This is a genomic window from Kitasatospora sp. NA04385 (assembly GCF_013364235.1).
Classification (GTDB): domain Bacteria; phylum Actinomycetota; class Actinomycetes; order Streptomycetales; family Streptomycetaceae; genus Kitasatospora.
The window spans coordinates 3,472,796-3,493,375 of sequence record NZ_CP054919.1; the positions used below are offsets into that span (position 1 = coordinate 3,472,796).

The window sequence follows — 20,580 nt, forward strand, 5'->3', positions numbered from 1 at the left end:
GGAAGTCGCGGGCGTTCGGGTGCCGCCGGTCCGGGGACGGGACCGGTCGGTGGCTGTCGGAGAGCCGGAATCCCGAATAAACTGGGTACCTTGAGGAAACCGACCGGCGGGAAGGGTGCGGGATGGACGTGCAGGACGGCGGCGCGCAGGCCTGCCCGATCACGCCGGTGCTCGACATCGTGTTCAGCCGCTGGACGACGCCGATCCTGTGGACGCTGAACAGGTTCGGCCGGCAGCGCTTCGTCGAGCTGAACCGGAACGTCGGCGGCATCACCGCGAAGGTGCTCACCCAGCGCCTGCGCCAACTGGAGCGCGACGGCCTGGTGGTGCGCACCTACCACCCGGAGGTGCCGCCCCGGGTCGAGTACGAGATCAGCGAGCTGGGCCTCAGCCTGGCCCCGCTGTTCGCCGCGCTCACCGACTGGTCGGCCGAGCACCTGCCCGAGGTCGAGCGCGCCCGCACCGCCTTCGACACGGCCGGCGCCTGACCTCCCCCGGGCCGGGCCCGTCCGTCCTCCTCCTTCCGCTCCTCCCGCACCGCCCGCCGGACTGCCCGCCGAACCGAGGATGCGGCCCCGCCGCCCCCGCCGGACAGCGGGTTTTCACAGCCCTGACAGTCCGCGGAGCAAGCCGTGACACCCCCGACCGGCCCCTGACATCCGGGCCGGAAACATCCAGACCTGCATGCTTTCAATTCCCCTCAGCCTGCCCGAAAGACGGCAAAACACCCCCTCCCGACCCGGCAAAACCCCGCTCGCAATCAGACAGGTCTGTTTGTTATCCTCGTCGAGCGCGCGCCCGACCAGCCCTGAGCACGACCCCGTCCGTGCCGACCGGGCGCGCCCGAGGGGGACAGATGAACCGGCCCGCCACCCACCTGCTCGAACCCCCGCCCGCGCCGCACCGCGGCCCCCGGGCCCTGCGCGTCCTGGTCGTGGAGGGCGACGCCCACGCGGCCGCCCCGCTGCTGCGGGCGCTGGCCCGGCAGGGCTACGCCGCCCACGGCGTGACCACCGGCGCCGAGGCGCTGCGCGCGCACCCCGACGCCGACCTCGTCCTGCTCGACCTCGACCTGCCCGACCTGGACGGCCTGGAGGTCTGCCGCGGCATCCGCGCGGTGGCCGACACCCCGATCATCACCGTCACCGCCCGCGGCTCCGAACTCGACCGCGTGCTGGGCCTGCAGGCCGGCTCGGACGACTACCTGGTCAAGCCGTACGGCTTCCGCGAGCTGCTGGCCCGGATGGAGGCGGTGCTGCGCCGGACCCGCACCCGCCCGCCGGCCCGCCCGGTCCTCGTCCACGGCCCGCTGCGGATCGACGCCGGCGCCCGGCTCACCACCCTGCACGGCACCCCGGTCGACCTCACCCGCAAGGAGTTCGACCTGCTCCACCTGCTCGCCGCCCACCCCGGCACGGTGCTCCCCCGCCGGCAGATCATGGCCCGGGTCTGGGCCGACACCTGGTCGCCCCGCGGCCGCACCGTCGACACCCACGTCAGCACCCTGCGCGCCAAGCTCGGTCCCGGCTGGATCGTCACCGTCCGCGGCATCGGCTTCCGCCTCGGCCACCCGGGCTGATCCCGGCCGAACCCGCCCGGCCCCGCCCGAACCCGGCCGATCCCGCCCGAATCCGGCCGCAATCCCCTTTCCCGAATCCCCCGCTATCCCGACAAATGCGGCGAAAAGTGAGTATGCTCCGCCGCCGCACAATACTTTGGGTCGCATTTGAATCGAGCGACAGTTTTGTCATGCATACGCACGTGTATGCTGGCCGGGGCTCTTGGTATCTGCCGCAGCCGAACAGGGGGTGTGGGTCTCACATGGAAATCTTGCGGGGGAATTCTACCAAAACCGGGAACGCAGCCGAAAGCGACGGCAGCGCCGCACGCTGGCGCTTCCGCCTCCTCGGCCCGCTGGAGGTCACCTCGGACGACCGGCAGCGAAAGCACCTGGGCGGCGCGAAGAACGAGAAAGTGCTCGCCGTCCTGCTGCTGGAATCGGGCCGGGTGGTTCCCACCGACCGCCTGACGACCGCGCTCTGGGAGGAATTCCCCCCGCGCACCGCGACCCACCAAGTGCGCAAAGCCATCGGCGATCTCCGGCTGCGCATTCCGAAGAGCGTGGCGCAGATCTGCACCGAGGGCCCCGGTTACCGGCTCCAGTTAGGCGCGGCCTGGGTGGACCTGCACGAGTTCCGGCAGGAAATCGAACTGGCCCGGCAGACCGACCCGCAGGACTCCGCCGCCGTGACCGGCCACCTGCGCGCCGCCCTCGCCCTCTGGCGCGGCGACGCCTTGGCGGGCACCGGCGGCCGGATCATCGAGACCGCCGCCACCGCGCTGGAGGAGAGCCGGCTGGCCGCCTACGAGTGGCTCTCCACCGTCCAGGCCAACCCGGACGAGGCGGCCACCCTGGTCTCCGAGCTGCGCGCGCTGGTCGACCGCAACCCGCTGCGCGAGTCGCTGCGGCACGCGCTGATGCTCGCCCTCTACCGCAGCGGCCGGCAGGCCGAGGCGCTCGCCGAGTACAACCGGGCCCGCGAGCTGCTGGCCGACGAACTCGGGATCGACCCCGGCGCCGCGCTCGCCCAGCTGCACACCGCGATCCTCTGCGCCGACCCGGCCCTGCTGGCCGCCGAGCAGCAGACCCCCGCCGAGCAGCCCGGGCCCGCCGACCACCCGGCCCCCGCCGAACCGGACCCCGCCGGCCCCGTCCCGCCCGCCGCACCCGCCGCCGGCGCTGCCGGGCCCGCCGCGCCGACCGGGCCCATGGCGCCCCCCGGGCCCGCGGCCTGGCCGGGGCGGGTGGCCGTCCCCCCGCCCAGCACGCTGCCCTACGACATCGACGACTTCACCGGGCGGCAGGAGGAACTCGACTGGTTCGCCGACCTCCTGGAGCGCCCCGACCCGGCCCCCCGGCTGATCGCGCTCGACGGGATGGGCGGCAGCGGGAAGACCTCGCTGGCCGTGCACCTGGCGCACCGGATCGCGGACGGCTTCCGGGACGGACGGATCTTCATCGACCTGCACGGGTTCACCCCCGGCTGCGATCCGCTGCGCCCGGAGGCCGTGCTGGACGTGCTCCTGCGCAGCCTGGGCGTCAGCGGCGACCAGGTGCCCGAGGGCCTGGCGGAGCGGACCGCGGCCTGGCGCACGGCCTGCGCGAACCGCCGGCTCCTGCTGGTCCTGGACAACGTGCTCGACGAGACGCAGATCCTGCCGCTGATCCCGTCCGCGCCGGACTGCCTGGCGATCGTCACCAGCCGCCGCCGGCTGGTCAACCTCGACGGGGCCGCCCAGCTCTCCGTCGGGCAGCTGCCCGTCGGCGAGGGCGTCGCCCTGGTCGAGCGGATCGTCGGCACCGAGCGCTGCGCGGCGGAGCCGGAGGCGGTGGTCGACCTGGTCGGCCTCTGCGGCGGGCTGCCGCTGGCGCTGCGGATCGCCGCGGCCCGGCTGCGGCACCGCCGGCAGTGGACGTTCGGGCACCTGGTCGGACGGCTGAGCGTGCGCCCCACCGGCCTCGACGAGCTGAGCGCCGGGGACCGCGACGTCGTGGAGAGCCTCAAGCTGTCCTTCCTGGTGCTCCGGCCGGAGCAGCAGCGGGCCTTCCGGCTGCTGGGCCTCAACCCCGGCTCCGACATCGACGTCGGCGCGGCGGCCGCGCTGTTCGGGACGTCCGCCGACGAGGCGGAGCGGATCCTGGAGTCGCTGATCGACGTGCACCTGCTGGAGCAGCCCGAGTTCGGCCGCTTCAGCTTCCACGACCTGGTGCGGGACTTCGCCCGCAGCCTCACCCCCGCCGCGGCCGCGCCGCCGGGGGACGCCGCCCGCTTCACCGCGCTGGTGGACCACTACGTGGCGGCCGCCGAGGCCGCCGCCGACGTGCTGTTCCCCGGCCGGGTGCGCTACCCCGCCGAGCCCGTCCCGGCCGAGCCGTACGTGCTGCCGGAGCTGACCCCGCAGCTCGCGCTGAAGTGGTTCGGCCGGGAGCGCCGCAACCTGGTCGCCCTGCTGCGCGCCGCCGCCGACGCCGGCCTGTACCGGCAGGCCGCCGGCCTGCCGCGCAACCTCGGCGCGTACCTGACCCTGCAGGAGCACCCGCAGGAGCTGCTGGAGGTGAGCGAGATCTCGGTGGCAGCGGCCCGCCGGCTGGGCGACAAGCTGATGCTGCGGCTGTGCCTGACCAACGCCAGCCTGAGCCACTGGCTCTCCGGCCAGGGCGGCCGGGGGATCACCCACCTGGAGGAGGCCCTCGACCTGGCGGTCGAGATCGGCGACGAGCACGGCCAGGCGGCCTGCCTCAGCCGGCTCGGCTCCTTCCACAACTCGCTGGGCCGCTCGCAGGAGGCGCTGCACTACCTGCGCCGGGCGCTGCCCATCCTGCGCGGCCTGGCCGACCCGCGCGAGGAGGCGATCGCGCTCAACGGGATCAGCTCCGCCCTCAACGTGCTGTGCCGGCACGACGAGGCCGAGAAGGCCGCCTTCACCGCGCTGAAGCTGGGCCGGCGGATGAACAACCTCAGCGACGAGGCGCTCGCCCTGCTCAACCTCGCGGAGGCCCGGCTCGGGCTCGGCGAGTGGGAGCTGGCGGTGCACCGGTTCCAGCAGGCGGCCGCGATCTACGCCCAGCTGCGCAACGCGACGATGGTCGCCCTGGTGGACGCCTGGCGGGCGTACGCGCTCCAGCGCGCCGGGCACCCGGGGCCGGCGCTGTCCCTGACGGAGCGGACCCTGGCGGTGGAGGTGGTCTCGCCGATGCGCCGCACCGCCATCGCCAACCTGCTCGGCACCGTCCTGCTGCGCGAGGGGCAGGGGCAGCGGGCCGAGCAGCAGTACGCGCTGGCCCGCAAGGACGCCCGGAGCGTGGAGAACGTCTACGAGCTCGCGCTCGCGCTCGACGGCCTGGCCGCGGTCGCGCGGTGGAGCGGCCGCTCCTCCGCGACCGCGGCGTCCTACGCCGCGGAGGCCGAGACGCTCTTCGCCCGGATCGGCACGCCCGTCTGCTGCCGCCGGCAGTCCCCTCCGTAGGGGGCGCCGGGCCGGGCCGCGCGCCCCGCGTCCGGGGGAGCCGCGGGGGGACGCGGCCGGCCCGGCGCGGTCAGCGGCCCGGGCCGGCGGGGACGGCGTTCGGGCCCGGGTTGTCCGTGTTGGACCCGGCGCCGCACCCCCGCTCCCGGCCGGTCGGCACGGTCGCGGCGGAGGGCACTCGGTGGATGACACGGCGCATGACTGGAAGCTCCCCATCGTGTGGTGGTGTCTGTGTGACGCGGTGGAACCAGACTGGCACGAGGAGGTACCGATCCTGTCCTGATCCGGCGCCCCCCGTTCCCGCTCCCGGTGCCGTCCCCGGGAGGGAACCGGTACGGCGCCGGGACACCGCGCTGCAACGGTGGTGCGCGCTCAGAAGGCGACGAACCGAGCAGAGCGAAGGAACGTGACACAGATGCGGGAATTCCATATCAGTGGCCAGCGGATCGCCGACGACACCCCGGCGTACGTGATCGCCGAGATCGGACACAACCACGGCGGCAGCCTCGAACAGGCCGAAGCCCTCTTCCGTACCGCGGCGCAGGCCGGCGCCGACGCGGCCAAGCTGCAGAAGCGCGACAACAGGACCCTGTTCACCCGGGCCATGTTCGACCAGCCCTACACCGGACGGAACTCCTTCGGCCCCACCTACGGGGCGCACCGCGAGGCGCTGGAGTTCGGGCTCGACGAGTACAAGCACCTGGCGGGCGTCGCCGCCGAGCTCGGCATCGACTTCTTCTCCACCGCCTTCGACCTGCCGAGCGTCGACTTCCTGGTCGAGCTCGACCTGCCCGCCATCAAGATCGCCTCGGCGGACCTGACCAACACCCCGCTGCTGCGCTACGCCGCGCAGACCGGCCGGGCCCTGGTGGTGAGCACCGGCGGCGCCACCATGTCGGAGGTGCGGCGGGCCTGCGAGGCCGTCCTGCCGATCAACCGCAACCTGGCCCTGCTGCAGTGCACCGCGGTCTACCCGGCCGGCCCGGAGGACCTCAACCTCTCGGTGATCGAGACCTTCCGGGCGGAGTTCCCCGAGGTCGTGATCGGCTTCTCCGGGCACGACCTGGGCCCCGAGATGAGCTACCTGGCCTACGCGCTGGGCGCCCGCGTCGTCGAGAAGCACATCACGCTCGACCGGACGCTGCCCGGCACCGACCACGCGTTCTCGCTGGACCCGCAGCAGCTGGCCGAGCTGACCGCCGGCCTCGGCCGCGCCCGGTCCGCCCTGGGCTCGCCGGTCAAGCGGTGCAGCGAGACCGAGGCCCCCGCCGTGCGCAAGATGGGCAAGAAGCTGGTCGCCGCGCGGGAGCTGCCGGCCGGCCACCGGCTCACCGCCGCGGACATCGCCTGCAAGTCGCCGGGCGACGGCCTCAAGCCCTACCAGCTGGAGCAGGTCATCGGCATGACGCTCTCCGTCCCGCTGGCCGAGGACGACGCGATCCTGCCCGACCACCTGGCCGCCGGGGACGCCCTGACCGCGCTGCTCGACTCCGAGGCCGCCACGCATGCCGATTGACCTGACCGGCCGGGTGGCCGTGGTCACCGGTGCGGCGGGCAGGCTCGGCACGGTGTGGAGCGGCGCGCTGCTCTCCGCCGGGGCGGACGTCCTGGGTCTCGACCTGGCGGCGTCCGTCCCGGCCCCGCTGGCCGACCTGCCCGCCGGCTCCGGCCGCTACCTGCCGCTGGCCGCCGACGTCACCTCCCGCGCCTCGCTCCGGGCGGCCCTCGCGACCTGCCTCGACCGGCTCGGCAGCCCGTCGGTCCTGGTGAACAACGCCGGGATCGACCACCCGCCGTCCGCCGCGCACGGCGGCTGGGCCTTCGCCGACGTCCCGGAGGACTCCGTCGGCGCGATCCTCGACGTGAACGTGCGCGGGGTGCTGCTGGTGTGCCAGGTCTTCGGCGCGCACCTGGCCGAGCGGGGCCGCGGCTCGGTGGTCAACATCGGGTCGCTCTACGGCAACGTGGCCCCCTACCAGCCGCTCTACAGCCACATCCCGCTCGACCCGCCGTTCCTCAAGCACCCGGCCTACGGCATGTCCAAGGGCGCGGTGCACAACCTGACCCGCTACCTGGCCGCGCACTGGGGCCCGGCCGGCGTCCGCGTCAACACCCTGTCCCCCGGCGGCGTGCTCGGCGGCCAGGACCCGGAGTTCCGGCGGAAGTTCGCCGAGCGGGTCCCGCTGGGGCGGATGGCCGTGGACGGCGACCTGACCGGCCCGCTGCTCTTCCTGGCCTCCGACCTCAGCGGCTACGTCACCGGCCAGGAACTGCTGCTGGACGGCGGCTATGTCAGCTGGTGACCGAACCCCCGAAGGAGAGACAATGCCCGTCGCCCTGCACCGGGTGGAGGTCGCGGAGATCACCCGCGTCCTCGACGGGGTGGCAGACCCCCTGGAGCGCTGCCGTGCCTTCTCGGCGCTCACCCGGATCAACACGCTGTACATGGTGATGCGGGCCGGCTCGGGGCACCTCGGCTCCAGCTTCAGCGCCGCCGACCTGGTCAGCCACCTGTTCCTGCACGAGATGCGCGCGCCGCTGGCCGAGGACGGGGACCTCTACTTCTCCTCCAAGGGCCACGACGCGCCCGGCCTGTACGCCGCGCTGATCGGCCTCGGCGCGCTGCCCGAGGAGAAGCTGCACCGGCTGCGCCGCCTCGGCGGCCTGCCCGGGCACCCCGACGTGCACACCCCGCACATGCCCTTCAACACCGGTTCGCTCGGCATGGGCGTCTCCAAGGCCAAGGGCGTGGTCCTGGCCGACCGGCTGGCCGGCCGCTCCCGGCGGATCTACGTGGTCACCGGGGACGGCGAGCTCCAGGAGGGCCAGAACTACGAGGCCCTGGCCGGCGCGGTCCGGCGCGGGATGCACGAGCTGACCGTGGTGGTCGACCACAACAAGATCCAGTCGGACACCTGGGTCGAGGACGTCAACGGCCTGGGCGACCTGGAGGCCCGCTTCGCCGGCTTCGGCTGGGGCGTGGTCCGCTGCGACGGGCACGACCAGCAGGCCCTGGAGGCCGCCTTCCGCAAGCGCTGGGAGTCCTTCCCGGAGCTGCCCGCGGTGATCGTCGCGGACACCGTGAAGGGCGGCGGCTGCGCGGCCTTCGCCGCCACCTCGATGCCCGCGGCGTTCACCGACGACGGGACGGGCACGCCCTGGCGCTACCTGTTCCACAGCGGCGCCCCGGCCCCCGAGCACTACCGGGCCGCCCACGCCCAGCTCGTCGCCGCGGCCGAGGAGTTGCTGGCCCGCAACGGCCTCGGCCCGCTGGCCCTGGTGGCCGAGGACCCGGCGCCGGAGCGGAACCCGGGCGCCGAGAAGCTCTTCGAGGCGTACGGCCGCGAGCTGACCGCGCTCGCGGCGCGGGACGAGCGCATCCTCGCCCTGGACGCGGACCTGGTGCTCGACACCGGCCTGATCCCCTTCGCGCAGGCGCACCCGGACCGCTTCGTCGAGTTCGGGATCGCCGAGCAGGACATGGTCTCGGCGGCGGGCGGCCTGGCCTCCCAGGGGCTGCTGCCGTTCGTGAACTCCTTCGCCTGCTTCCTGCACTCCCGGCCGTACGAGCAGATCTACAACAACGCCACCGAGGGCCGCCGGATCGTCTACACCGGCGCGCTGGCCGGCCTGCTGCCCGCCGCGCCGGGCCACTCGCACCAGGCCGTGCGGGACGTCGCGGCGTTCAGCGCCCTGCCCGGGCTCACCGTGCTCCAGCCCGCCAACTGCGCGGGGACCCGGCAGGCGGTGCGGCACTGCGCCGCCACCGACGAGAGCTTCTACCTGCGGCTGGAGAGCGTGGAGGTGCCCGCCCGGGTGGCCGCGCTGCCGGTCGCCGAACTGCGCACCGGCCACGGCCGGGTGGTGCGCGAGGGCGGCCGCACCGTCCTGGTCGGCGCCGGTCCGACCGTGCTCGACCAGCTGCTGCGGGCCGCCGAGCTGCTGGCCGACCGGGGCGCGGCCCCGACCGTGGTCGAACTGCCCTGGCTCAACCGGGTCGACGCCGACTGGCTGGCCGCGCTGGCCGCCGGGGCCGACCACCTGATCGTGGTGGAGAACCACTACGTGCGCGGCGGCCAGGGCGACGCCGTCGCCCGCACGCTGGCCGAGCTGAACCTGCCGCACCCGCCCGCCTTCCGCGGCATCGGGCTGACCGAGGTGCCGCGCTGCGGCACCCCGGAGGAGGTGCTGCGCGTCCACGGGCTGCACTTCGAGGCGCTGGCCGGGGCGGTGCTCGCGCAGACCCGCGGCACCGCGACCGCCGGGCCCCTCGCCGTCGCCGCCCGCGACCGCCGCGCCGAGGAACGGGCCGAAGAGCACCACCGAGAGCAGACCGAGCAGCACCCCCAGCAGAACGGAGCACGGTGATGGAAACCGTCTACAACGACGTCAAGCGGCCCTCCGAGGCGGTGGTCGAGGAGTTCCGCGCGGTCCTGCGCGAGTACAGCCCCTCCTGCCTGGTGACCGACGCGCAGGGCCGGATGGGCGCGATCGGCGGGCTGCTGCCGGTCAAGCCCAGCCACAAGATCGCCGGGCCCGCGCTGACCGTCAACCTGTCCGTCGACAACCTGGTCGACTGCATGCCGCTGCTCGCCAAGGCCCAGCCCGGCGACGTGATCGTGGTGGCCTGCCACCAGACCGCCCGGACCGCGATGTGGGGCGGCCTGATGTCCACCCTCTCGCTCAAGGCGGGCATCGCCGGCGGGATCGTGGACGGCGCCATCCGGGACGTGGACGAGATCCGCGACCTGGACTTCCCGGTCTGGTACCGCTCCACGGTGCCCCGGCCCTCGCCCAGCGCCGAGCACAACCGCACCGAGCCGGTGCAGTTCAACGTGCCGGTGGTGGTCGACGGGCAGATCATCGCGCCCGGCGACATCGTGGTCGCGGACGAGAACGGCATCGCCGTCGTCCCCGCCGACTCCGCCGAGGAGGCGCTGGAGGGCGCCCGCCGGCAGATCGCCAAGGAGCGGCTCATCCGGGAGAAGATCAACTCCGGTGCCACCCTCCAGCAGCTGCTGGTCGAATTCGGTCACCTCTGATGGGCGGCGCACGGCCGGAGCGGATCTACGTCACCGGCGCGGACGGCATGCTCGGCCAGGCCCTGGTCCGGGCGCTGCGCGCGGACGGGCGCACCGCGCACTGGCCGGTGCACGGCGTCTCGCTGGCCGACTTCGACATCGCGGACGGCCGTGCGCTCAGCCGCTCGGTGGACGGCTTCCGGCCGACCGTCGTGGTGCACCTGGCCGCCTGCGCGATCGTCGACACCTGCGAGGCGGACCCGCGGCTCGCGATGCGGGTCAACGTGCGGGGCACCCGGAACGTCGCCGAGCAGGCCCGGCGGCACGGCGCCCGGATGGTGTACCTCTCCAGCGACTACGTGTTCGACGGGCTCGACACCCCGGAGCACGGCTACACCGAGCAGGACCTGCCCAACCCGGTGAGCGTCTACGGGCTGACCAAGCTGGCCGGCGAGCGGATCACCTCCCTGCTGCCCGACTCGCTGGTCGTGCGGACCTCCTGGCTGTTCGGCGGCGCGGACGAGCGGGTGGACAACGTGCTCGCCGCGGTCCGCGCCGCCGAACGCGGCGAACCGGCCCTGCTGGTCAGCGACCAGTACAGCCTGCCCACCGGCACCCGGGAGCTGGCCGAGGCGCTGGTCCACCTGCTGTGCCTGCCGGAGCCCCCCGGCGGCACGGTGCACATCGGCAACGCCGGCCGGGCCAGCTGGTACGACGTCGGGCTGGAGCTGCGACGGCAGCTGCGGGCCGGGGCGGGCTCGGCCGCGGCGCCCGCGCCCGTCCCGGTGCCGATGGCCGACTGCGGCTTCCGCGGCGACCGGCCGGTGGACTCCACCCTCAACACCGACCGGCTGCGCTCGCTCGGGCACACCATGACCACCTGGCGGGACGCGCTGCGGGCCTACCTGCGCACGCTCGGCGCCCGGCCGTCCCCCGCCGGGGCCCCGGGGGACGCGTCCGCACCGCACGGACTCGCCCCGGCCCACGGAAGGGGACCCGCATGAGCCCGTCCGCACCGCGCGCCTCCTGGCGCAACTGGTCCGGCACGGCCCGCTGCACGCCGCGCCGGGTGCTGCGCCCGGTCGGCGAGGACGCGATCGTGGACGCCGTGACCACCGCCGCCCGGCTCGGCCTGGGCATCCGCGCCGCGGGCACCGGCCACTCGTTCAACCAGCTGTCCGTCACCGACGGGCTGCTGGTGGACCTGACCCGGCACACCGGCGTCGAGTCGGTCGACCGCACCGCGCCCTCGGTGACCGTGCGCTCCGGCACCCGGCTCGGCGAGCTGGCCGCCGTCCTGCGGCGGGCCGGCCTGGCGCTGCCCGACCTCGGCACCCTGGCCGAGCAGACCGTCGGCGGCGCGGTCGCGACCGGCAACCACGGCACCGGGCTCTCCTTCGGCCCGCTGTCCTCGCTGGTCACGGCGCTGCGCCTGGTCACCGCCGACGGCACCGTGCACCGGCTGGACGCCGCGAAGGACCCGGAGCTGTTCCACTGCGCCCGCACCTCGGTGGGCGCGCTCGGCCTGGTCTCCTCGCTCACGCTGCGCTGCGTGCCGGCCTTCAACCTGGAGGTCCGGCAGAGCGCGGCCCCGCTCGAAGCCGTGCTGCGGGACTTCTCCGGCTGGGCGGCGAGCGCCGAGCACGTCAGCCTGTCCTGGCTGCCCTGGCGGCGGGACGTCGGCATCCGGACGGCGGAGCGCACCGCCGCCCCGCCGACCCCGCGGGCCCGGCTGCGCCGCTACTCCACCACCGCGCAGGAGCTGTGCTGCGGGGTGACCGGCCTGGCCGGCCGCGGCTCGGCCACGGCGGTGCCCGCGCTCAGCCGGGCGCTGTCCCTGCCCGTCCCCGGCCCGGCGACCTACGTGGACGTCTCCGACCGGGTGTTCACCTTCCCGCAGCCGGTGCGGTTCATCGCCCTCGAACACGCCCTGCCGCTGGAGCGGACCCCGGACGCGCTGCGCGAGCTGGGCGGCGCGCTGCGGCGGGCCGGGCAGTACTCGCCGTACTCGGTGCTGGTGCGGGTGGGCGCCGCCGACGAGGACTCGCCGCTCAGCCCCGCGTACGGCCGGGCCACCGGCTACGTCAACCTCACCGTGCCGCGCAGCGCCGGCCAGGTGGAGCTGCTGCGGGTGGTCGAGCACGTGATGCGCGCCCACGGCGGACGGCCGCACTGGGGCAAGGCGCACACCGCCACCGCCGAGGTGCTCGCCCCGCGCTACCCCCGGTGGGCCGACTTCCAGCGGGTCCGGGCCCGGGTCGACCCGGAGGGCCGGTTCGCCGGCGACTACGCGGTGCGCCTGCTCGGCCCGGTGGGCGCGCGGGAACGGGCGGGCGCGGCATGACGCTCGACGCGCTGCTGTTCGACTTCGACGGCCTGATCTGCGACACCGAGAACGCCGCCCGGGAGTCCTGGCGGGAGGCCTACCGCGGCTTCGGCCTCGACTTCCCGGACGGGCTGTGGGCCCGGATGCGCGGGCGGCACGACGGCGAGCGGCTCGCCGCCGAGCACCTCGGCCGGCTCCTGGGCCGGCCGATGACCGCCCGGGAGGCCGAGCACCGGCGCACCCGCAAGTCCGAACTCGCGCACGCCCAGCCGCTGCTGCCCGGCGTGGCCGCCCTGCTGGCCGAGGCGGCCGGCCGCGGGCTCCCGGCGGCCGTGGTCTCCAGCGCGCCGGGCCGGTGGGTGGAGCCGCACCTGCGGCGGCTGGGTGTGCGCGGGCGCTTCCGCACCGTCGTCACCGGCGATCTCCCGCTGCCCAACAAGCCCGCCCCGGACCTCTACCTGCACGCCCTGGCCGCGCTCGGCGTCCGGGCGTCCGGCGCGGTGGCCTTCGAGGACTCGGTGCCCGGGGTGAGCGCGGCCGTCGCGGCCGCGCTGCGGTGCGTCGCGGTGCCCGGCGCCGCCGCCGCGGACCCGGCCGCGTTCGCCGGGGCCGCGGCGGTGGTGCCCAGCTTCGAATCCCTGTCCCTCGCCTCCCTGGAAAGGCTCTTCGACGATGAGTTCCGCGACGCCCCTGCGGCATGAGGCCGCCGCCCACCTCGGCTCCCTGGCCACCCCCGGCGCGGACGGCCCCGAGTGGATCTGGCGCGGCGGCCGGCTGCGGCCCTGGAGCGAGGCCACCATCCACGTCAACGCCGTGGGCCACGCGTCGGTGGCCGCCGTCTTCGAGGGCATCAAGGCGTACCTGGCGGAGGACGGCGAGAACCTGCTGCTGTTCCGGCTGGAGGACCACCTGGACCGGCTGCGGCACTCCGCGCGGATCTGCCGGGTCGAGATCCCGCACAGCCGGGACGAGCTGGCCGAGGCGGTGGTGGACCTGCTGAAGGCGAACCGCGCCGCCGGCGACACCTACGTCCGCCCGTGGGCCTTCCCCGAGGGCCTGATCCGCGAGCAGATGGTCCCGGCCGGGGCGCGCTGCGAGGTCGTGGTGGACAGCTGGCCGTTCCGCAGCGGCTTCCGGCGGGAGGGCTGCCGGGCCGCGGTCAGCTCCTGGCTGCGGATCACCGACGCCAGCACGCCGCCCCGGGTCAAGGCGTTCTCGAACTACCACAACGGCCGGCTGGCCCTGATCGAGGCCCGGGAGAACGGGCACGACTGGCCGATCCTGCTCAACGACCGGCACCAGGTCAGCGAGGGCGCGGGCGCGTGCGTCGCGCTGGTGCGGGACGGCGTGGTGATCACCCCCTCGCTCTCCAGCGGGGTGCTGGAGAGCATCACCCGCTCCACCGCGCTGACCCTGCTCGCCGAGGAGGGCTACGAGGTCGAGGAGCGCCCGGTGGACCGCACCGAGCTCTACCTCGCCGACGAGCTGTTCTTCCTCGGGACGGCCTGGGAGGTGCTGCCGATCACCGCGGTGGACGGCCTGCGGGTCGGCGAGGGCGTCGCCGGGCCGGTCACCGAGCGCCTGTACGAGCTCTACTTCTCCCTGGTGCGCGGCCGCTCGGACCGGCACCTGGGCTGGCTCACCCCCGTCCCGGTCGGGGCCCATGTCTGAGGCCGGGGCGGTGCGCACCGCAGCGGCGGACGCCGGGACGATGGACGCCGTCGTGCTGCGCGAGCCGGGCGGCCCCGAGCAGCTGCGCTTCGAACGCCGCCCGGTGCCGCGCCCCGGCCCGGGCGAGGCCCTGGTGGAGGTCGCGGCCGCCGGGGTGAACTTCGTCGACCTCTACCTGCGCTCGGGCCGCTACCCGGTGCCGCTGCCGGCCGTGCTGGGCCAGGAGGGCGCGGGCACCGTGCGCGCCCTCGGCCCCGGCACCGACCCGCACGGCCTGCGGGTCGGCGACCGGGTCGCCTGGGCGAACGTGCGCGGCGCCTACGCGCGGTACGCCGCCGTCCCGGCCGAACGGCTGGTGCCGGTCCCCGCCGGGATCGACGACCGGACGGCGGCGGCCGCCCTGCTCCAGGGCATGACCGCGCACTACCTGGTGCACGACAGCCACCCGGTCCGCCCGGGGCAGGACGTGCTGGTCCAGGCGGCGGCGGGCGGCCTGGGGCTGCTGCTGACCCAGTGGGCGACGCTGCTCGGCGCCCGGGTGATCGCGACCGTCTCCACCGCGCACAAGGAGGAGCTGGCCCGGCGGGCCGGCGCCGCCGAGGTGGTCCGCTACGGCCCGGACGCCGCCGGCCCCCCGCTCGCCGAGCAGGTCCGGGCGCTGACCGGCGGCGCGGGGGTGGCCGCGGTCTACGACGGGGTCGGGGCCGCCACCTTCGCGCAGAGCCTGGCCGCACTGCGCCCGCGCGGCACCCTGGTGCTGCACGGCGCGGCGAGCGGGCCGGTCGATCCGGTCGACCCGGCGCTGCTGCAGGCGGGCGGCTCGCTGTTCCTGACCCGCCCCGACCTGACCCACCACGTCCGCGACCGGTCCGAGCTGCTCGTTCGGGCCGGGGCGGTGTTCGACCACCTGGCCCGGGGCATGCTGCGGCTGGAGGCGGTCGATGACCGTCCGCTGCGCGAGGCGGCCGCGGCCCACGCCGACCTGGCCGGGCGCCGGGTGCTCGGCAAGGTCGTGCTGGTCCCCGGCGACGGCGCGGACCGCCGTCCGGCAGCACGATGAACGTCCGTTGTTTGGAGAGGAAACCGTGAACCAGACCTTCGCCCTCGGTGGCGACCTGACCGTCCGCCGCCTGGGCTTCGGTGCGATGCGGCTGACCGGGGACGGCGTGTGGGGCCCGCCCGCCGACGTCCCGGCCGCGCTCGACCTGGCCAGGCTCGCCGTCGAGCTCGGCACCACCTTCATCGACACCGCCGACTCCTACGGCCCGGGCACCAGCGAGGAACTGCTCGCCGAGGCCCTGCACCCCTACCCGGAGGGCCTGGTCATCGGCACCAAGGCGGGCCAGTCCCGGCCCTCCCGCGACGAGTGGGTGCCGCTGGGCCGGCCCGAGTACCTGCGCCAGCAGGCCGAACTGAGCCTGCGCCGGCTGCGGCTGGAGCGGCTCGACCTGTTCCAGCTGCACCGGATCGACCCGAAGGTGCCGGCCGCCGAGCAGTTCGGCGCGCTCGCGCAGCTGCAGAAGGAGGGGAAGGTCCGGCACCTGGGCCTGTCCCAGGTCAGCGTGGCCGAACTGGTCGAGGCCCGGGCCGAGATCGACGTGGTCAGCGTGCAGAACCGCTACAGCCTCACCGACCGGGTCGACGAGGACGTGCTGGAGTACTGCGAGGCCGAGGGCATCGCCTTCGTCCCGTGGCTGCCGATCGCCCGCGGCGAGCACGCCCAGGACCGGGGGCCGCTGGCCGAGGTCGCCGCCGAGCTCGGCGCGAGCACCACCCAGGTCTCGCTGGCCTGGCTGCTGCGCCGCTCCCCGGTGGTGCTGCCGATCCCCGGCACCAGCTCCGCCGCGCACCTGCGGGAGAACGCCGCGGCCGCCGACCTGGAGCTGACGGACGAGCAGTTCGCCCGGCTGGACGCCGCCTACCCGGCGTCCTGACCCGCCGTCCCCCGGCCCGCCGCGGCCGGGGGACGCCGCGCCCGTGCACGGCGGGCCCCGGCCGACGGCACCGCACCGCCGTCCGGCCGGGGCCCGCCGTGCCGTCCGTCCGGGCCCGGGCCGCCCGGCCCCGCCGCCCGTAGACTTCAACGGCTCCGACGCCGGCCACCCGCGGAAGGACGTACGCAGATGCTGGAGCTCAACGGGATCCGGGCCTTGCACGCGGTGTCCGCGACCGGGTCGATCAGTTCGGCCGCGGCGGTGCTGCACCTGACCACCTCGGCGGTCTCCCAGCGGCTCGCGAAGCTCGAACGCGAGGTCGGCCAGACGCTGCTCGAACGGCACAGCCGGGGCGTGCTGCTGACCGACGCCGCGAAGCTGCTGGTCGACCGGGCCGACAAGATCCTGGCCCTGGTCGACCAGACCGAGGCCGAACTGGAGGGCCACCGCGGCGCGGTGGTCGGCGAGGTGTCGGTGGCCGGCTTCCCGACCGCCGCCCGGGGCCTGCTGACCGGCACGCTGACCAGCCTCGCGGCCCGGTTCCCGGCGCTGTCCCCCAGGGTCTCCGAGCTGGAGCCCGACGTGTCGATACCGCTGGTGATCCGCGGCGACCTGGACATCGCGGTGGTGCAGGACTGGTTCAACGTGCCGCTGAACCTGCCGCCCGGGCTGAGCCGCACCGAACTGCTCGACGACGTCGCCGACATCGCCCTGCCCGCCGCCCACCCGCTGGCCGCCCGCACGACGGTCGACCTGGCCGAGCTGCACAGCGACCGGTGGATCAGCTGGACGCCCGGCTCCGGCTGCTACGAGTGGCTGCTCTACACCCTGCGCGGGTACGGCATCGAGCCCCGGATCGTCCATACGGCCGGCGAGTACGCCACCCAACTGGCGCTCGTCCAGGCCGGGTTCGGCATCGCGGTGATCCCCCGGCTCGGCCGGGAGAGCATCCCGGAGGGCGTCCGGGTCGTCCCGGTGCAGCCGCTGCTGAGCCGGCACGTGTACGCGGTCTGGCGGTCCGGCGGCGACCGCCGCCCGGCGATCCGGGCGACGGTCGCCGCCCTGTCGCGGACCGCGCGGGCGGCCACCCCCTGATCCGCCCGCCCCCTCCGCGGGCGGCAGGGGGCGGCTCACTCGACGCCGGGCATCTCCCGCATCCCGCGCACCGGCGAGCAGAACAGCACCAGCCAGCTGGCGGCCAGGCCGACCGCGCCGACCAGGATCGCCACCCGCACCCCGGCCGCGCCCGCCAGCAGGCCGGCCACCGCCGAGCCGATCGCCAGCACGCCGGTGATCATGAAGCGGTAGGTGGCGCCCATCCGGGCCATCATCTCGTCCGCGGTGACGTGCTGCCGGATCGCGGCCTTCAGCACGTTGTCGACGCCGACCTTGAACGCCACCACCGCCCAGGCGGCGATGCCGATCCACACCGCCGCGCCGTGCACCGCGAACGGCACCACCAGCGCGAACGGCCCGCAGCAGGCGCCCACCATCCACAGCGCCCGGCCGTAGCCGACCCGGAGCCCGATCCGGCGGGCGACCGCCGCGCCGAGGAACACCCCCACGCCGCCCGCGGTCAGGAAGGCGCCGACCAGGGAGGCCGAGCGGTGCAGCTCCGAGACGTACAGCAGCGGCACCAGCGTGATGACGATGCGCAGGCAGAAGTTGCTCCAGGAGGTCTCCAGCGAGACGGTCCGCAGCACCGCGTTGCGGAACACGTACGTGATGCCGCTGCGGACGTCCGGCCACAGCGGCTTCGCGGTGCCCGGCTTCTCCAGCCGCGGCTCCTGCTTGCGGATCAGGCCCAGCCACAGCCCGGACCACAGGTAGGTCACCGCGTTGACCACCAGCGCGTACGGCGCGGTGAGCACCTGCACCAGGAAGCCGCCGATGCTCCGGCCCGCCACCTCGGCGCCCGCGAACATGCCGCCGAGCTTGGCGTTCGCCTCCAGCAGGTTGTCCCGGCCGACCAGGTGCGGGATGTAGGCCCCGGACGCCACCTCGAAGAAGACCGTCGCGACGCCGACCAGCAGCACCACCAGGTAGAGCTGCGCGCCGGTCAGCGCGTCGAGGGCCCAGGCGACCGGCACCGACGCCATCAGCACGCCGCGCACCAGGTCGGCGGCCACCAGCACCGGCCGCCGCCGCACCCGCTCCAGCCACGCCCCGGCCTGCAGGCCGACCAGCAGGAACGGCAGCGAGCCGAGGAAGGCCAGCGCGCTGACCTGGAAGGCCCCGGCGCCGAGCGCCTCGATCGCCACCAGCGGCACCGCGACGTAGCTGACCTGCGTCCCGACCTGGCTGAGGCTGTACGCGGTGAACAGCCGGCGGAAGTCCGGGTGGCGGACCAGCAGCGAGCGCGGCCGCTCCTGCGGGGCCGCCGTCGTCACGTCGGCGGTCATCGTGCCTCCCCTCCGGCCACCGGGGCCTGCGGGGCCTGCGGGGCCGCCGGGTCCTCCCGGTCCTCCCGGTAGTGGAAGACGCCGGTCTTGCGCACCTGGCCGCTGGCCCCGTGCCAGAGGATGCCGCCGTTCTCGGCCGGCAGGGCCCGGATGTGGAAGCCGCCGTAGCCGTGCGGGGTGACGAACATCCCCCAGGTGGCGTGCCAGTCCCGCAGTTCGCGGGTGTCCGGGTCCACCATCGGCTCGGCCCGCGGGACGACCCGCCGCTGCACCATCCACCCCCGGCCGCGGCCCGCGTCCAGCGCCTCGCGCCAGGCCCGGTCGTCGACGGTCCACCCCGCGACGATGCCCCGGCCGCCGTCCTGGTTGCCCGGCTTGAGCAGCAGGTCGGCGCGGTGCTCCCGGCAGTGGTCGAGCAGGTCCACCCGCTCGCCGCCGGCGGTGCTCTCCCCCGCGGTGAGCAGCCGGGTCCACGGCAGCAGCCGGTCGATCAGCTCGGCCTCCTCGGCGGAGTAGGCCGCGCGCCAGCGGGGGTCGGAGAGCAGGGCCAGGCTGGTCTTCTGCTCGAAGAGCAGGCCGTCCAGCGGGGTGTAGAGCAGGGTCTTGCCGGCCTCGTGCGCCCGGAAGAACGGCTCCGCCTCGGCGCCGTCGCGGCCGTCCGCGCACAGCTGGTTGACCGAGAAGTAGCGCAGGACGACGTCGATCGGGGTGCCGTCCAGGTACAGCTTGTCGTCCTTGCTGGTGACCTGGCCGATCTCGGCGAGCAGGACGCGCAGGCCCAGCCGCGCCGCCATCTCCTGGAAGGAGAGCACCAGGTGCAGGTAGGGCGCCAGCCCGCCGTCGGCCTCGACGAAGGCGACGACGGGCTCCGCGCCGCCGGTCACCTGCTCGCCGAGCCGGCGCAGCACCTCGACGATCTGCTCGCCGGTGTGCGCGTAGTCGAGCCGGTGCTCCTCGGCGAAGGCGCGGAACGCCTCGTCCTCCAGGTGCAGCCGCATCAGCTCGGCCCGGTCGGTGCCGCCCAGGTGGGTGCCCACGTTGAACTCGAGCAGCTTGAAGGAGGTGCCGTCGTGGTGCAGGTCGGCGCGGCCGTGCAGGACGGGGGCGACGCCGAGCCGCTTCATCAGCGCGGCCCGCCGCGGGCTGATCCCGACCGCGGCGGCGTACGCGTCCGTGCTGCCGTCGAACAGCCGCTGCGGCAGCGTGGTCAGCAGGCCGAAGAAGCCGCGCAGGTCGTCGGTGAACTCCCGGATCTCCCGTTCGGCGAGGAACAGCGGGCGGGGCAGCGAACCCGCCCCGTGCGCCGCGGCGAGCTTCTCCGGCAGCCGCATCCGGCCGGTGACGCCGAGCAGCCGGCTGTCCGGTGCCAGGCACTCCCGGTTGTACGCCTCGGTGATCGCGTCCGTCATCGGGGGGCCTCCTCCTGGAAGAGCGGACCGCGGTGCAGCTTGTGCTGCGCGGCCTGGGCCAGCGGCCTGACGACCAGTTGGTCGACGTTGACGTGGATCGGCAGGCCGACCGTGAAGGCCACGCACTCGGCGACGTCCTCCGCGGTCAGCGGCCGGTCGACGTCCGCGTAGACGGCGGCGGCCCGGTCCGCGTCGCCGGCGAAGCGGTTGAGCGCGAACTCCTCGGTGCGCACCATGCCGGGGGCGATCTCGACGACCCGCACGGGCCGCCCGGCCAGTTCCAGCCGCAGCGTCCCGGTCAGGGCGTGCGCCGCGTGCTTGGCCGCGGTGTAGCTGCCGCCGCCCTCGTACGGGGTGAACCCGGCGGTCGAGTTCATGGTGACCACGGTCGCGCCCGGGGCCGCCAGCAGCGCGGGCAGCAGGGCCCGCGTGACGTGCAGCGTGCCGAGCACGTTCACCTCGAAGCTGTGCCGCCACACCTGCGGGTCGGCGTCCTGGAGGGCGGCCGCGTCGAACGCGCCGCCGGCGTTGTTGACCAGGACGTCGCACCGGGCGACGGCGGCCGCGAACCGGTCCACCGCCCCGGCGTCGGTGACGTCGAGCACGTGCGGCTCGGCCCCGGTCCGCCCGGCCAGCTCCGCCAGCCGGTCGGCCCGGCGGGCCACCGCGAGCACCCGGTACCCCTGCTTGGCCAGCCGCGCGGTGACCGCCGCTCCGATGCCACTGCTGGCGCCGGTCACGACTGCGGTCTTCACCATGGTCTTTCCTCTCTCGGTGGGTCGGGTTCGG

At 75.0% G+C, this 20,580-nt stretch carries 17 protein-coding genes; 14 read left to right on the forward strand and 3 right to left on the reverse strand.

Annotated elements, in window-relative coordinates; genetic code table 11:
* Window positions 1–122 precede the first annotated feature (122 nt).
* The 14 genes from HUT16_RS15375 to HUT16_RS15440 all read left to right on the forward strand — a co-directional run bounded on the left by HUT16_RS15375 (window position 123) and on the right by HUT16_RS15440 (window position 17,075).
* Window positions 123–488, forward strand: coding sequence for a helix-turn-helix domain-containing protein (locus HUT16_RS15375; RefSeq protein WP_176188740.1), 366 nt, complete (start codon window positions 123–125; stop codon window positions 486–488).
* Between the two features lie 368 nt (window positions 489–856).
* Window positions 857–1,579: a response regulator transcription factor gene (locus HUT16_RS15380; RefSeq protein WP_176188741.1), complete on the forward strand. Its 723-nt coding sequence runs from the start codon at window positions 857–859 to the stop codon at window positions 1,577–1,579.
* 242 nt (window positions 1,580–1,821) lie between these two features.
* Window positions 1,822–5,028 carry a BTAD domain-containing putative transcriptional regulator gene (locus tag HUT16_RS15385; RefSeq protein WP_176188742.1) on the forward strand — a complete coding sequence of 1,069 codons (3,207 nt, stop codon included), beginning with the start codon at window positions 1,822–1,824 and terminating at the stop codon, window positions 5,026–5,028.
* Between the two features lie 415 nt (window positions 5,029–5,443).
* Window positions 5,444–6,544 (forward strand): N-acetylneuraminate synthase family protein, encoded by a 1,101-nt coding sequence (locus tag HUT16_RS15390; protein ID WP_176188743.1) that lies wholly within the window; start codon window positions 5,444–5,446, stop codon window positions 6,542–6,544.
* A complete protein-coding gene (locus HUT16_RS15395) occupies window positions 6,534–7,331 on the forward strand; it encodes an SDR family oxidoreductase (RefSeq protein ID WP_176188744.1) in 798 nt (265 codons plus the stop codon). The genes HUT16_RS15390 and HUT16_RS15395 overlap by 11 nt, the downstream gene beginning before the upstream one ends.
* 22 nt (window positions 7,332–7,353) lie before the next feature.
* Window positions 7,354–9,396 (forward strand): transketolase C-terminal domain-containing protein, encoded by a 2,043-nt coding sequence (locus HUT16_RS15400; RefSeq protein WP_176188745.1) that lies wholly within the window; start codon window positions 7,354–7,356, stop codon window positions 9,394–9,396.
* Window positions 9,396–10,070, forward strand: coding sequence for an RraA family protein (locus HUT16_RS15405; protein WP_176188746.1), 675 nt, complete (start codon window positions 9,396–9,398; stop codon window positions 10,068–10,070). Before HUT16_RS15400 ends, HUT16_RS15405 begins: the two co-directional genes overlap by 1 nt.
* The gene (locus HUT16_RS15410; RefSeq protein WP_176188747.1) at window positions 10,070–11,053 is read left to right on the forward strand and encodes an NAD(P)-dependent oxidoreductase; all 984 of its coding nucleotides are present in this window, start codon (window positions 10,070–10,072) and stop codon (window positions 11,051–11,053) included. The genes HUT16_RS15405 and HUT16_RS15410 overlap by 1 nt, the downstream gene beginning before the upstream one ends.
* Window positions 11,050–12,393, forward strand: coding sequence for a D-arabinono-1,4-lactone oxidase (locus tag HUT16_RS15415; protein WP_176188748.1), 1,344 nt, complete (start codon window positions 11,050–11,052; stop codon window positions 12,391–12,393). Before HUT16_RS15410 ends, HUT16_RS15415 begins: the two co-directional genes overlap by 4 nt.
* On the forward strand, window positions 12,390–13,076 hold the full coding sequence (locus tag HUT16_RS15420) for an HAD family phosphatase (protein WP_176188749.1): 687 nt from the start codon (window positions 12,390–12,392) through the stop codon (window positions 13,074–13,076). The genes HUT16_RS15415 and HUT16_RS15420 overlap by 4 nt, the downstream gene beginning before the upstream one ends.
* Window positions 13,048–14,046 carry a branched-chain-amino-acid transaminase gene (gene ilvE, locus HUT16_RS15425; protein WP_176188750.1) on the forward strand — a complete coding sequence of 333 codons (999 nt, stop codon included), beginning with the start codon at window positions 13,048–13,050 and terminating at the stop codon, window positions 14,044–14,046. Before HUT16_RS15420 ends, ilvE begins: the two co-directional genes overlap by 29 nt.
* Window positions 14,039–15,106 (forward strand): quinone oxidoreductase, encoded by a 1,068-nt coding sequence (locus tag HUT16_RS15430; protein WP_254897822.1) that lies wholly within the window; start codon window positions 14,039–14,041, stop codon window positions 15,104–15,106. Before ilvE ends, HUT16_RS15430 begins: the two co-directional genes overlap by 8 nt.
* Before the next feature lie 25 nt (window positions 15,107–15,131).
* Window positions 15,132–15,980: an aldo/keto reductase gene (locus tag HUT16_RS15435; protein ID WP_303392079.1), complete on the forward strand. Its 849-nt coding sequence runs from the start codon at window positions 15,132–15,134 to the stop codon at window positions 15,978–15,980.
* A 189-nt stretch (window positions 15,981–16,169) separates the two neighbouring features.
* The gene (locus HUT16_RS15440; RefSeq protein ID WP_176188752.1) at window positions 16,170–17,075 is read left to right on the forward strand and encodes a LysR family transcriptional regulator; all 906 of its coding nucleotides are present in this window, start codon (window positions 16,170–16,172) and stop codon (window positions 17,073–17,075) included.
* A gap of 35 nt (window positions 17,076–17,110) precedes the next feature.
* Here the strand turns inward: HUT16_RS15440 and HUT16_RS15445 are convergent, their stop codons facing one another.
* From HUT16_RS15445 to HUT16_RS15455, 3 genes are read right to left on the reverse strand one after another with little or no spacing between them, the layout of a single operon-like run.
* Window positions 17,111–18,382: an MFS transporter gene (locus tag HUT16_RS15445; protein WP_176188753.1), complete on the reverse strand. Its 1,272-nt coding sequence runs from the start codon at window positions 18,380–18,382 to the stop codon at window positions 17,111–17,113.
* Window positions 18,379–19,791 carry a hypothetical protein gene (locus HUT16_RS15450; protein ID WP_176188754.1) on the reverse strand — a complete coding sequence of 471 codons (1,413 nt, stop codon included), beginning with the start codon at window positions 19,789–19,791 and terminating at the stop codon, window positions 18,379–18,381. The genes HUT16_RS15445 and HUT16_RS15450 overlap by 4 nt, the downstream gene beginning before the upstream one ends.
* On the reverse strand, window positions 19,788–20,549 hold the full coding sequence (locus HUT16_RS15455) for an SDR family oxidoreductase (RefSeq protein ID WP_176188755.1): 762 nt from the start codon (window positions 20,547–20,549) through the stop codon (window positions 19,788–19,790). Before HUT16_RS15455 ends, HUT16_RS15450 begins: the two co-directional genes overlap by 4 nt.
* Window positions 20,550–20,580: the final 31 nt, after the last annotated feature.